13 protein-coding genes are annotated in these 13,060 nt (G+C 71.5%); 10 read left to right on the forward strand and 3 right to left on the reverse strand.

From position 1 onward, the window contains the following. Positions 1–54 precede the first annotated feature (54 nt). From ACWEJX_RS19640 to ACWEJX_RS19670, 7 genes are all read left to right on the forward strand, one after another. The gene (locus ACWEJX_RS19640) at positions 55–453 is read left to right on the forward strand and encodes a hypothetical protein (RefSeq protein ID WP_451608694.1); all 399 of its coding nucleotides are present in this window, start codon (positions 55–57) and stop codon (positions 451–453) included. 72 nt (positions 454–525) lie between these two features. After that, complete coding sequence (locus ACWEJX_RS19645) at positions 526–1,203, forward strand: DUF3105 domain-containing protein (RefSeq protein ID WP_451608695.1); 678 nt, start codon at positions 526–528, stop codon at positions 1,201–1,203. Further along, entirely contained in the window at positions 1,200–1,835 is a 636-nt protein-coding gene (locus tag ACWEJX_RS19650; RefSeq protein WP_451608696.1) for a DUF305 domain-containing protein, read from the forward strand. The genes ACWEJX_RS19645 and ACWEJX_RS19650 overlap by 4 nt, the downstream gene beginning before the upstream one ends. A gap of 145 nt (positions 1,836–1,980) precedes the next feature. After that, positions 1,981–2,397 (forward strand): CBS domain-containing protein, encoded by a 417-nt coding sequence (locus ACWEJX_RS19655; RefSeq protein ID WP_451608697.1) that lies wholly within the window; start codon positions 1,981–1,983, stop codon positions 2,395–2,397. Between the two features lie 81 nt (positions 2,398–2,478). Further along, positions 2,479–2,985, forward strand: coding sequence for a hypothetical protein (locus tag ACWEJX_RS19660; RefSeq protein ID WP_451608698.1), 507 nt, complete (start codon positions 2,479–2,481; stop codon positions 2,983–2,985). 60 nt (positions 2,986–3,045) lie between these two features. Beyond that, the gene (locus tag ACWEJX_RS19665) at positions 3,046–4,611 is read left to right on the forward strand and encodes a multicopper oxidase family protein (protein WP_451608699.1); all 1,566 of its coding nucleotides are present in this window, start codon (positions 3,046–3,048) and stop codon (positions 4,609–4,611) included. A 26-nt stretch (positions 4,612–4,637) separates the two neighbouring features. Then, the gene (locus ACWEJX_RS19670; protein ID WP_451608700.1) at positions 4,638–6,401 is read left to right on the forward strand and encodes an NAD+ synthase; all 1,764 of its coding nucleotides are present in this window, start codon (positions 4,638–4,640) and stop codon (positions 6,399–6,401) included. A 6-nt stretch (positions 6,402–6,407) separates the two neighbouring features. Here the strand turns inward: ACWEJX_RS19670 and ACWEJX_RS19675 are convergent, their stop codons facing one another. From ACWEJX_RS19675 to ACWEJX_RS19685, 3 genes are all read right to left on the reverse strand, one after another. Beyond that, positions 6,408–7,451: an endonuclease/exonuclease/phosphatase family protein gene (locus tag ACWEJX_RS19675; RefSeq protein WP_451608701.1), complete on the reverse strand. Its 1,044-nt coding sequence runs from the start codon at positions 7,449–7,451 to the stop codon at positions 6,408–6,410. Positions 7,452–7,619: 168 nt separating this feature from the next. Further along, on the reverse strand, positions 7,620–8,246 hold the full coding sequence (locus tag ACWEJX_RS19680; protein ID WP_451608702.1) for a TetR/AcrR family transcriptional regulator: 627 nt from the start codon (positions 8,244–8,246) through the stop codon (positions 7,620–7,622). A 34-nt stretch (positions 8,247–8,280) separates the two neighbouring features. Further along, complete coding sequence (locus ACWEJX_RS19685) at positions 8,281–9,915, reverse strand: MFS transporter (protein WP_451608703.1); 1,635 nt, start codon at positions 9,913–9,915, stop codon at positions 8,281–8,283. A 229-nt stretch (positions 9,916–10,144) separates the two neighbouring features. Between ACWEJX_RS19685 and panB the strand changes: the two genes are divergently transcribed. The 3 genes from panB (at position 10,145) to ACWEJX_RS19700 (ending at position 13,035) form a co-directional block, all read left to right on the forward strand. Then, complete coding sequence (gene panB, locus ACWEJX_RS19690) at positions 10,145–11,008, forward strand: 3-methyl-2-oxobutanoate hydroxymethyltransferase (RefSeq protein WP_451608704.1); 864 nt, start codon at positions 10,145–10,147, stop codon at positions 11,006–11,008. A gap of 180 nt (positions 11,009–11,188) precedes the next feature. Further along, entirely contained in the window at positions 11,189–12,190 is a 1,002-nt protein-coding gene (locus tag ACWEJX_RS19695) for an ATP-binding cassette domain-containing protein (RefSeq protein WP_451608705.1), read from the forward strand. Then, positions 12,187–13,035, forward strand: coding sequence for an ABC transporter permease (locus ACWEJX_RS19700; RefSeq protein WP_451608706.1), 849 nt, complete (start codon positions 12,187–12,189; stop codon positions 13,033–13,035). Before ACWEJX_RS19695 ends, ACWEJX_RS19700 begins: the two co-directional genes overlap by 4 nt. Positions 13,036–13,060: the final 25 nt, after the last annotated feature.

The raw sequence follows: 13,060 nt of genomic DNA on the forward strand, positions 1-13,060 counted from the left end.
GCTTCGTACCCCGTTCGGCCCACGGGGCCCCTTCTGCCACTACGATCTGCGCCCATGGGAGCCTCCCGGCTCGACGGCCCGCCGCGACACGCGCGTCCCCTGGCACTGGCGAGTGCCGTGGCGACGCTCCTCGGCGCGCTCTTCCTCTGCCTCGCGGTGACCGCCGAACCCGGCGACCCGGACCCGCACGACCGGCACCCGGCCGCGCGGACCGTGCAGGCCGCCGACGGGATCACGGGCGACCGGTACGGCTGCCCGTACGAGCCGGGCGGCTGCTCGCTCTTCCCGGCCCTCTCGCCGGCCGTGCTCAGCGCGCCGCCGATGGATCCGCCGCTGCACGCGGCCGGCCGGCTCCCGCACATCGGCGTCCCGCACCGCTCGGGCCGGGCGCCCCGCACCGACGCACGGCCTCGTGCGCCGGACCTCCACGTCCTTCAAGTACTGCGGACGTAAGCCGCCGGTTCTTCCGACGCGATCCCCCTCCGTACACCTTTTTCTCTCACTTCACGAAGGACGACATTCCACATGGCCGCGAACCGCACCGCCACCGCCGAACGCCGCGCCCGAATAGAGGAGATGCGCCGCGCCGAGCAGGCCCGTGAGCGTCGCAACCGCTTCCTGACGATCGGCGTCTCCGCCGTCGTCGTGCTCGGCCTCGTCGGCTTCGGCGGCTGGGTGATCAACAAGCAGAGCAACGAGAAGGACCAGGCGGCGGCCGCCGCCAAGGCCCCCATCAAGGGCGAGAAGGACTGGGACGCCAAGAAGCTCGGCCGGAACCACGTCACCACCCCGGTGAAGTACCCGATGAACCCGCCGGTCGGCGGCGACCACAACCCGGTCTGGCAGAACTGCAACGGCGACGTCTACGACAAGCCGGTCGCCGACGTGAACGCCGTGCACTCCCTGGAGCACGGCGCCGTCTGGGTGACGTACAACAAGAAGGCCGCCCAGGGCGACCTCGACAAGCTCCGCGCCAAGGTCAAGAAGACCCCGTACTCGCTGATGAGCCCCATCGACAGCCAGTCCGGCGCGATCATGCTGAGCGCCTGGGGCAAGCAGGTGACCGTGGACGGCGCCGACGACCCGCGCGTCGACGCCTTCTTCACCAAGTACGTCAACGGCCCGCAGACCCCGGAGCCGGGCGCCGCCTGCACCGGTGGCATCGACGCGAGCGGCCAGGGCGGCGCCGGGATGGGCCAGTGAGGCTGAACCGGACGCAGTGGGCGTCCGTCACCGCCGTCGCCCTCGCGGTGCTCTTCGCCGGCGGCGCGGTCACCGTCGCCTCGGCGGACCGCGACGAGGCGCCGCGGACGCCGACCGCCGAGTCGGCGGACGCCGGTTTCGCCCGTGACATGGCGGTCCATCACCAGCAGGCCGTCGAGATGTCGTTCATCGTCCGCGACCGGACGAAGGACGAGGCGGTGCGCCGCCTCGCCTACGACATCGCCAACACGCAGGCCAACCAGCGCGGCATGATGCTGGGCTGGCTGGACATGTGGGGGCTGCCGAAGGTGCAGTCCGGTGTGGCGCCGATGACCTGGATGGGCATGGGTGACATGCCCGGCATGGACATGGGCGGCGAGGACGGCGAGCTGATGCCGGGCATGGCCACCCGCGCCGAGCTCGACCAGCTGCGCAAGGCGTCCGGCCGGGACGCCGAGGTGCTCTATCTGAAGCTGATGACGAAGCACCACAAGGGCGGCATCCACATGGCCCAGGGCTGTGTGGAGAAGTGCACGCCCGGCGTCGAGCGGGACCTGGCGCAGGGCATGGTCGACGCCCAGACGTCCGAGATCAAGCTGATGTCCGACATGCTGAAGGCGCGGGGAGCGTAGCTCTCCGTCACGGCCACGCCGGCCCCCGTGACCGCTGCGGTCGCGGGGGCCGCGTCGTGCCGGGACAATTGAGGGTGCTCGGGGACGCACGTGTGCAAGGCAGTACGCAGGAGTACGACGACGTTCTACGAAAGGCACGCACCCCATGACCACGGCGAAGGACATCATGCACCCCGGGGCCAAGTGGATCCCGGAACACGAGACGCTCGACCGCGCCGCCCAGATGATGCGCAACGAAAACGTGGGCGCGCTGCCCGTCGCCGACGAGAACGAACGGCTCTGCGGGATCATCACGGACCGCGACATAGTCGTCGGCTGTGTGGCGCTGGGTCACGACCCCGCGCAGGTCACCTGCGGGGACATGGCCAAGGGCACCCCTCGCTGGATCAAGACCGACGCGGACGTCGACGAGGTCCTCACGGAGATGGAGGGCCACCAGATCCGGCGGCTGCCCGTCATCGACAACGACAAGCGGCTGGTCGGCATGATCAGTGAGGCCGATCTGGCCAAGCACCTGACGGACGAGCAGCTGAAGGAGTTCTGCGCGAACGTCTACGCCTGATCCCCCTCGCGCGAAACGGCACCGCCCGGACCACCCGTGTCCGGGCGGTCCGCTATACGGGGCGGGGGTATGCTGCCCGGTATGGCGGAGACCAGGCGGGTGCGGAGGGGCGCGGAGCGGCTGCTGCTGCTCGCGGCACTGCTGCTCGGCCTGGTGACGATGCACACGCTGGGCCACGAGCCCCTGGGGCAGCACGGTGCCACGCCGGGCCACGCACTCCTGGGACAGCACGGTGCCACGCCGGGCCGCGAGCCCCTGGGGCGGCACGGTGCCACGCCGGCCCAGGCGGGGCAGCCGGCGCCGGTGGCGCAGATGGCACAGATGGCGCCCATGGCGGTGGAAGACCATGACCACGCCGGCCGGCACACCGGTCCCCGCACCCCGGCCCACCACTCCGGCGACTCCGGCGACCCGCTCGCCGTCTGTCTCGCCGTGCTCGGCGCGCTGGTCGTCGTGGTCGGCGGAGCGGCGCTGCGGCGGGCCGGGGCGGCCCGGGTGCGTACGGCCGGAGTGCGGTGGCGCGCCGCGCGCCGTGCGCCCCCCGCGCCGATAACGGTTCTCGACCGGGTGGCGGCACTGCGGATCTAGGAGGAACGGGCAGCAGACGCGTTCCCGTTTTCTTCCTCCTCCCCGAGAGGTGTCTTCGTCATGTCTCCACAGTTCAACCGCCGGTTCGACCGCCGTTCCGTCCTGGGCGCCGGGCTCGCCGTCGCCGGCACCGGCCTGCTCGCCGCCTGCTCCGACACGCCCGCCCCGGCCAAGGGCGGCGCCGGTTACGTCTCCCCCACCGGCGCCGAGGTCGGCGCCGCCGAGCGGATGCGGCCCGGCGGCGGCCGGGTCCGCGACGTCAGGCTGACCGCCACGCCCACCACCCTGGACCTCGGCGCCGGGCGGACGGTGCGGTCGTGGGCGTACGGGGACTCGCTGCCCGGCAGGGAGGTGCGGGTCACCGCGGGCGACACCCTGGCCCTCACCCTCGCCAACCATCTGCCGCAGCCCACCTCGCTGCACTGGCACGGCCTCGCGCTGCGCAACGACATGGACGGCGTCCCGGGCCTCACCCAGCCGGAGATCAGGGCGGGCGGCGAGTTCGCGTACCGCTTCAAGGTCCCGCACCCCGGCACGTACTGGTTCCACCCGCACTCGGGCGTCCAGCAGGACCGCGGACTGTACGCGCCGCTGATCGTCGAGGACCCGAAGGAGCCGCTGGCGTACGACGAGGAGTGGGTCGTCGTCCTGGACGACTGGGTCGACGGGGTGGACGGCTCGACGCCGGACGCCGTGCTCGCCGAACTCCGCGCGGGCATGGGCGGCATGGGCCACGACATGGGTGACATGCCGGGCATGGACCACTCCATGCCCGGGAGCGCGGCCCCCTCCGCCGGACCCTCGCGCATGATGATGGGCGCCGTCAGCGAGCTCCTGGGCGGTGACGCGGGCGATGTGGCCTACCCGTACTACCTGGTCAACGGCCGGGTCCCGGAGGCGCCGAGCGAGTTCCGGGCCAGGCCCGGCGACCGGGTCCGGATCCGCTTCGTCAACGCGGGCGGCGACACCGCCTTCCGGGTCGCGCTCGGCGGCCACGAGATGACCGTGACGCACACCGACGGCTTCCCGGTCGTGCACACGAAGACCGACGCGCTGCTGCTCGGCATGGGCGAGCGGTACGACGTGCTGGTCACCGTCGAGGACGGCGTCTTCCCGCTCACCGCGCTCGCCGAGGGCAAGCGGGCGACGGGGCTCGCCGTGCTGCGTACGGGGAAGGGGGCGGCCCCCGCCGCCTCCGTACGGCCCAAGGAGCTGGACCGGCGCGTGCTGACGGCCGACAGGCTGAAGCCGGCGCCCGGCTCGGCCCTGGCGGCGCGGAAGCCCGACCGGACGATCACCTCGAAGCTCACCGGCGGGATGATGAAGTACGACTGGGCCTTCGACGGCACGCCGTACGACCCGGCGCGGCGCTTCGGCGTGCGGGCGGGCGAACGGGTCCGGATGGAGTTCACCAACACCACGGACATGTGGCACCCGCTGCATCTGCACGGCCACACCTTCGCGCTGGCGAACGGGGTGCGGAAGGACACGGCGGTGGTCCTGCCGAAGAGCACGCTCACGATGGACTTCGACGCCGACAACCCGGGCCTGTGGATGATCCACTGCCACAACGTCTACCACTCGGAGTCCGGGATGATGACCGTCCTCGGATACCAGAGGACATAGCGTCGAGTTGACGATAAACTGAGCGGGTGCCTCAACTACGCCTCGCTCTGAATCAGATCGACTCCACCGTCGGCGATCTCACCGGGAACGCCGAGGCCGTCGTCCTCTGGACCCGGCACGCCGCCGAGCAGGGTGCGCACCTCGTCGCGTTCCCCGAGATGGTGCTCACCGGCTATCCGGTCGAGGACCTGGCGCTGCGCTCCTCGTTCGTCGAAGCCTCCCGGGACGCCCTGCGGGGTCTGGCCCGGCGGCTCGCCGACGAGGGACTCGGCGAGCTGCCCGTCGTCCTCGGCTACCTGGACCGCTCCGAGCGGGCCGTGGCCCGGCTCGGGCGGCCCGCCGGGTCGCCGGAGAACGCGGCGGCGGTGCTGCACCGCGGCGAGGTGGTGCTCCGCTTCGCCAAGCACCACCTGCCCAACTACGGGGTCTTCGACGAGTACCGCTACTTCGTGCAGGGCGACACCCTGCCCGTCGTCCGCGTGCACGGCGTCGACGTGGCCCTCGCCATCTGCGAGGACCTGTGGCAGGAGGGCGGCCGGGTGCCGGCCACCCGCACCGCCCGCGCCGGACTGCTGCTCTCGATCAACGCCTCGCCGTACGAGCGGAACAAGGACGACACCCGGCTCGAACTGGTCCGCAAGCGGGCCCAGGAGGCCGGCTGCACCACGGCGTACGTGGCCATGATGGGCGGTCAGGACGAGCTGGTCTTCGACGGCGACTCGATCGTCGTGGACGCGGCGGGCGAGGTGGTGGCGCGCGCCCCGCAGTTCGCCGAGGGCAGCGTCGTCCTCGACCTCGAGCTGCCGGCCGCCGACCCGGGGGCGCCCGAGACCGGCAGCGTCATCGACGACGGGCTGCGGGTCGACCGGGTCGTGCTCTCCGCCGATCCGCTGCCCGCGTACGAGCCGGAGGTCACCGGCGGTTACGCGGACCGGCTCGACGACGACGAGGAGGTCTACTCGGCGCTCGTCGTGGGCCTGCGGGCGTACGTGAACAAGAACGGCTTCTCGTCCGTCCTCATCGGCCTGTCCGGCGGCATCGACTCGGCGCTCGTCGCCGCCATCGCCTGCGACGCGCTCGGCGCGCGGAACGTGTACGGCGTGTCGATGCCGTCCAAGTACTCCTCCGACCACTCGCGCCACGACGCCGCCGAGCTGGCCCGGCGCACCGGCCTCAACTTCCGCACGGTGTCGATCGAGCCGATGTTCGACGCCTACATGGGCGCGACCGCCCTGACCGGGCTCGCCGAGGAGAACCTCCAGTCGCGGCTGCGCGGCACGCTCCTGATGGCGCTCTCCAACGAGGAGGGCCACATCGTCCTCGCCCCCGGCAACAAGTCGGAGCTGGCGGTGGGTTACTCGACCCTGTACGGCGACTCCGTCGGCGCGTACGGCCCCATCAAGGACGTCTACAAGACCGACATCTTCCGGCTGGCCCGCTGGCGCAACCGGGCCGCCGAGGAGCGCGGCCAGACCCCGCCGATCCCGGAGAACACGATCACCAAGCCGCCGAGCGCCGAACTGCGCCCGGGCCAGGTCGACACGGACTCGCTGCCGGACTACGACGTCCTGGACCGGCTCCTGGAGCTGTACGTCGACCGGGACCGCGGCAAGGAGGCCATCGTGGCGGCGGGCTTCGACGAGGAGCTGGTCACCCGCACCCTGCGGATGGTCGACATCGCCGAGTACAAGCGGCGCCAGTACCCGCCGGGCACGAAGATCTCCGCGAAGGGCTTCGGCAAGGACCGTCGGCTGCCGATCACCAACAGGTGGCGGGAGACGCGCTCCTGAGACCTCTCAGAGCTTGACGCGAGCGGCCACCGGGAGGTGGTCGCTGTTCGTCTCCGGCAGCGTCCACGAAGACATCGGCTCGACGCCGCGCACCAGGATCTGGTCGATCCGGGCCATCGGGAACGCGGCCGGCCAGCTGAAGCCGAAGCCGTCCCCGGCCGCGCCCTGGGTGGAGCGCAGCTGGGAGGTGACGCCGTTCAGGGAGCGGTCGTTCATGGTGCCGTTGAGGTCGCCGAGCAGGACGATCCGCCGGTGCGGGTCGCGCGAGATGGCCTCGCCGAGGGCGCCCGCGCTGGCGTCGCGCTGGTTGGCGGTGAAGCCGGCGTTCATCTTGACCCGCACCGAGGGCAGATGGGCGACGTAGACGGCGACCTCGCCCGCCGGGGCGGCGACGGTGGCGCGCATCGCGCGGGTCCAGCCGAGCCGGATGTCGACCGGCTGGGCGCCGCGCAGCGGGTACTTGCTCCACAGGCCGACGGTGCCCTGCACGGAGTGGTACGTGTACGTGCCGGCCAGGCCGCGCTCGTACACCGGGACCATGTCGCCCTTGAGCTCCTCCAGGGCCACCACGTCCGCTCCGGAGGCGGCGATCTGACGGGCCGTGCCCTCGGGGTCCGGGTTGTCGGCGTTGACGTTGTGCGACACGACGGTGAGGTCGCCGCCGGCCCGCGCCTTGTCGACGACCAGGCCACCGAAGAGGTTGAGCCAGACCACGGCCGGGAGCACCAGCGCGATCAGCGCGGTCGCGGAACGGCGCAGCAGCGCCAGGACCAGGAGCAGCGGCACGCAGAGGCCGAACCAGGGCAGGAAGGTCTCGCCGAGGCTGCCGAGGTTGCCGATCCGGTTGGGCACGTCGGAGTGAAAGCCCATCAGGAGCGTGAGCAGCACGGCGCAGAGGGCGAGGAGGATGCCGCGCCGCCAGATCCCGCGGTCGCCGCGGAGTCTGGCGAGTCTGCCGCCGAGGCCGGGCCGGGAGCCGGGCCGGACCGCGGAACCCTGCTCGTCCGGCGTTCCGCCGTGCTCGGTCCCCGTCATGTCCACCCGCGCCATCACTGTCGTCCTCACTGCCTTGCCGTGCGACCCGGTTCCGACACTAGGCGATTCCGGGTCGGTCGTACGCATCGAGGGACGACACACGCCCGTGGCGGGTTCCTGCAGGTGGCGCGGGGCGGACGGCTGTGACAGAACGCGCACATTCGTACGAGACGGGGGCAAGCCTCACCCGGCGGGCCGCAGGCCCTCCAGGACGGCGTCGACGATCTGCTCGGCGAGGCCGGGCTCCAGGGGGGCGCCGGGACGGATGACCGTACGCATCAGGAGGGGGCCGATGAACATGTCGCTGACGAGTTCGGGGCCGAGGTCGGCCCGGATCTCGCCGCGCTCCATGCCGCACCGGATGGCGTCGGCGATCGTCTGACGGCGCGGCTCGATGACGGTCCGCTGGTAGCTGTCCCACAGCTTGGGATACATCTGCATCTGCGAGAACACGTTGTGCAGCAGCGCCGAGGTCCGCTTGATCAGACCGCGCCGCCGCATCGACTCCAGCATGGTGACGAGGTCCTCCCGGACCGAGGTGCCGGGCAGCACCGGGTCCGGGGGCTCGACGGACCGGATGACGTCGATGAGCAGCTCTTCCTTGCCGGTCCAGCGACGGTAGATGGTCGCCTTGCCGACCCCGGCGGTGCGGGCGATCCGCTCGATGGACAGGTCGGTGAGCGGGACTCCGTTCTCCAGGAGTCCGATCACCGCGTCCAGGATCGCCTGGTCCGCCGCCTCGCTGCGGGGCCGCCCGCGCCGTGCGGTGCCTGCGCACGGCGACTGGGCCTGGGCCTCGGCCTGGGACACGTCCGTTCCGCCTCTCCTGTCGCGCCGCTGTCCGTTACCTCGGTACTGATTCTCCCGCCTCCGCGCGGCTGCCCGGAACGACCGCGTCCGCGTCCGCGTCCGGGGCGGCCGGCGGGCGGCCCGGAAGGAAGACGGCGACGACGATCGCGCCGAGGACGGCCACGGAGGCGGAGCCGATGGCGGTGATGTGCATGGCGTCGAGGAAGGCGTCGTACGCCGGGGCGACGAGGCCGCGGCCGGCCGGGCCGAGCTTCTCGGCGACGGCGAGGGTGGCCTCGATGGACTCGCCGGCCGCGTCGCGGACGCCCGCCGGGAGCGCGCCGAGGTGGTTCTCGATCTCACCGCGGTACGTGGTGGACAGGACGGAGCCGAGGACGGCCACGCCGAGCGCGCCGCCGACCTGCCGGAAGGTGTTGTTGATGGCGGAGCCGGAGCCGGCCTTCTCCCGGGGCAGCGTCTGCATCACGGCGACGGTGACCGGGGTCATGATGTGCGCCATGCCCGCGCCCTGGAGGAAGAAGACGACCTCCAGGATCCAGATCGGGCTGTCGGCGCCGAAGAAGGCGAAGGAGCCCAGGCCGACGGCGACGGCCAGCATGCCGGCGGTGCACACCGCCTTGGCGCCGAAGCGCTCGACGACGAGCCGGGCCCGGGGCGCGAACACCATCTGGGCGATGGCCAGCGGCAGGATCAGCAGGCCGGACTGGAGGGCGCTGTAGCCGCGGACGCTCTGCAGGTAGAACGCCGAGAAGAAGGTCACGCCCATGAGGGCGAAGAAGGTCAGCGCGATGGCGGCGACGGCGGCCGAGAAGGCGGGCTTGCGGAAGTACGAGACGTCGAGCGCCGGGTGCTTGCTGCGCTTCTCGTACGCGACGAAGCCGGCCAGGACGGCGAGGCCGGCGAGCGCCGGGGCGAGCACGCTGGCGTCGGTGAAGCTGGCCAGCTCGCCGCCGCGGATGATGCCGTACACGAGCAGGACGAGACCGAGGACGGAGAGCAGCACGCCGGGCAGGTCGATGCGGCCCGGCTTGGGGTCCTTGGAGTCGGGGACCAGCCACAGCATGAGGGCGAGGGCGAGCAGCCCGATCGGCACGTTGACCAGGAAGATCGATCCCCACCAGAAGTGCTCCAGGAGCAGGCCGCCGGTGATCGGGCCGATGGCGATGGCGAGGCCGACGCCGCCGGCCCATATGCCGATGGCCTTGGGCTGCTCCTCGCGCTCGAAGACGTTCATGAGCACGGCGAGCGTGGCCGGCATGACGAACGCGGCGCCGAAGCCCATCACGGCGCGGTAGGCGATGAGCTCGCCCGGCGAGCCGGAGTGGGCGGCGAGCGCGGAGCCGAGGCCGAAGACGACGATGCCGAAGAGCAGGATCTTCTTGCGGCCGAGCCGGTCGCCGAGCAGACCGGAGGTGAAGAGCAGGCCGGCGAAGACGAGCGTGTAGGAGTTGATGGCCCACTCCAGCTCGCTCTGGGTGGCGCCGATGCCGGTGGGGGCGGGGCTGGCGATGGTCTTGACGGCGACGTTCAGGATCGAGTTGTCGAGGACGACGATCAGCAGGCTGAGCATGAGCACGCCGAGGATCGCCCAGCGGCGGCGGTGCACGGCCTCCGGGACGCGGGGCGCGCCCGGGCCGCCGGCGGCGGAAACAGGTGACGGCTGAGACATGGTCCCCAGCCTAGCCTCATTTCGATACGAGACCGTCTCGTATCGAAAGCCGTGACGGACTCTTTACGTCGCGTCTCCCCGCCGTCCCGTCACATTGCGGGGATGTGAACAGCGCCACTTCGCCCCGCGCCCGCGCCCGACTTCCCCGTCGGCCCGGCGAAGTGCCACCATGGATGTGGTCCGGGGACGCCACAGGGCGCCTCGAGATGACACAGAGGAGCCGTTCACCATGACGCTTCAGGCTGCCCAGAAACCGCCCGCCGACAGCAGCAAGGCGCTGTACGGGGGGAAGGGCACCCGCCGCATCACCGTCCACGACATCGCCGCCGCCAAGGTCCGCGGCGAGAAGTGGCCCATGCTCACCGCCTACGACGCGATGACCGCCTCCGTCTTCGACGAGGCCGGCATCCCGGTGATCCTCGTCGGCGACTCCATGGGCAACTGTCACCTCGGCTACGACACCACCGTGCCCGTCACGATGGACGAGATGACGCTGCTCTCCGCCGCCGTCGTACGGGGCACCAGGCGCGCCCTCGTCGTCGGCGACCTGCCCTTCGGCTCGTACCAGGAAGGGCCCGTCCAGGCCCTGCGCAACGCCACCCGGCTGGTCAAGGACGCCGGCGTCGGCGCGATCAAGCTGGAGGGCGGCGAGCGCTCGCTGCCGCAGACCGAACTGCTCGTCCAGGCCGGCATCCCGGTCATGTCCCACCTCGGCCTGACCCCGCAGTCCGTCAACACCATGGGCTACCGGGTGCAGGGCCGCAGCGACGAGGCCGCGCACCAGCTGCTGCGCGACGCCAAGGCGGCCCAGGACGCCGGCGCCTTCGCCGTCGTCCTGGAACTGGTCCCGGCCGAACTCGCCGCCGAGGTGACCCGCTCCCTGCACATCCCCACCATCGGCATCGGCGCCGGCGCCGGCACGGACGCCCAGGTCCTCGTCTGGACCGACATGGCCGGCCTGACGGGCGGCAAGGTGCCGCGCTTCACCAAGCAGTACGCCAACCTGCGCGAGACCCTCGGCGACGCCGCCCGGGCCTTCGCGGAGGACGTCAGCGGCGGGGCGTTCCCCGCCGAGGAGCACACGTTCCACTAGTCACGTGTAGCCACATCCCACTGGCCACATCCGGCACCACACGACAGCCCGCCGACCGTCCCCCGTCGGCGGGCTGTCGGCGTACGCGGGCACCTCTGTCGGTGACCGTCGGCGGCTGTCGGTGGCTGTAGGCGGCCCTGTCGGTCGGCTGTCGGTGCGCTGTCGGTGGCCGCCTGTTCCATGGTGGACATGACGCGATCACACACCAACGCCGTCGAGGTACGGGGCCTCGTGAAGCACTTCGGCGAGACCAAGGCCCTCGACGGGGTCGACCTGGATGTCCGCGAGGGCACGGTGCTCGGGGTCCTCGGCCCCAACGGCGCCGGCAAGACCACCCTCGTCCGCTGTCTCTCCACCCTGATCGTCCCGGACGCCGGGACCGCCACCGTGGCCGGCTACGACGTGGTGCGCCAGCCCCGCCAGCTGCGCCGCACCATCGGCCTCACCGGCCAGTACGCCTCGGTCGACGAGAAGCTGTCCGGCTGGGAGAACCTCTACATGATCGGGCGGCTGCTCGACCTCTCCCGCAAGGACGCCCGCGCCCGCGCCGACGAGCTGCTCGAACGCTTCTCGCTCACCGAGGCCGCCAAGCGCCCGGCCATGAACTACTCCGGCGGCATGCGGCGCCGGCTCGACCTGGCCGCGTCCATGATCGGCCGGCCCGCCGTGCTCTACCTGGACGAGCCCACCACCGGTCTCGACCCGCGCACCCGCAACGAGGTGTGGGACGAGGTCCAGCGGATGGTCGCCGAGGGCGCGACCGTGCTCCTCACCACCCAGTACATGGAGGAGGCGGAGCAGCTCGCGAGCGAGCTGACCGTCATCGACCGCGGCCGGGTCATCGCCCGGGGCGGGGTCGACGAGCTGAAGGCGAAGGTCGGCGGCCGCACCCTCCAGGTCCGCCCGACCGACCCGGCCGACCTGACCGCGATGGCCGCGGCGCTGCGCGAGTCGGGCCTCGACGGCGTCGCCGGCGCGACCGTCGTACCCGACGAGGGCGTGCTGTACGTGCCGATCCTCAGCGACAGCCAGCTGACCGCCGTCGTGGGCCTGTTCGGCGCCCGCGGCTTCGGCATCGCCCACATCGGCACCCATCTGCCCAGCCTGGACGAGGTGTTCCTCGCCATCACCGGGCAGAAGACGACTGCTTCCGACACGATCCACGAGGAGGTCGCCGCATGAGCACGACCACGGCCACCCGTACGTCCGCCCCCGCGCCGGCCCCCGTGAAGCGGGCCGCCACCGCCGAGGGCCGGATCGGTCTGCGGGCCAACCTCCGCCACATCGGGGCCCTCGTCCGGCGCAACGCGCTGCAGATCAAGCAGGACCCGGAGTCGATGTTCGACGCGGTCCTGATGCCGGTCATCTTCATCCTGCTGTTCGTGTACGTCTTCGGCGGTGCGATCGCCGGCAAGGGCAACAACGACGCGTACGTGAACTACGTCGTGCCCGGCCTGATGGCCATGATGGGCATGAACATCGCGATGGCCGTCGGCACCGGCATCAACGACGACTTCAAGAAGGGCGTCATGGACCGGTTCCGGACCATGCCGATCGCCCGCTCCTCGGTCCTCATCGCGAAGATCGTCGTCGAGGTCGGCCGCATGCTGGTCGCCACCGCGATCCTGCTGGCCATGGGCTTCCTGCTCGGCCTGGAGATCAAGACCTCGGTCCTCGACCTCTTCGCGGCCGTCGGCCTGTCGATGGTCTTCGGCGCCTCCCTGATGTGGATCTTCATTCTGCTGGGACTCACCATGAAGACGGCCCAGGCCGTCCAGGGAGTGGCCATGCTCGTCCTGATGCCGCTGCAGTTCGGCTCCTCGATCTTCGCGCCGCCGACGACGATGCCGGGCTGGCTGCAGTCCTTCACCGACTACAACCCGCTGTCCAACCTCGCCGACGCCGCCCGCGGCCTGATCAACGGCGGCCCGGTCGCCCACTCGGTGTGGATGACGCTCGGCTGGGCGGTGGCCATCACCGTGATCACGGCGCCGCTCGCGGTCGCCAAGTTCCGCAAGAAGACCTGATCCGCCGACGCGGGGGGAATGACTC

The organism is Streptomyces sp. NPDC004788, assembly GCF_053601115.1.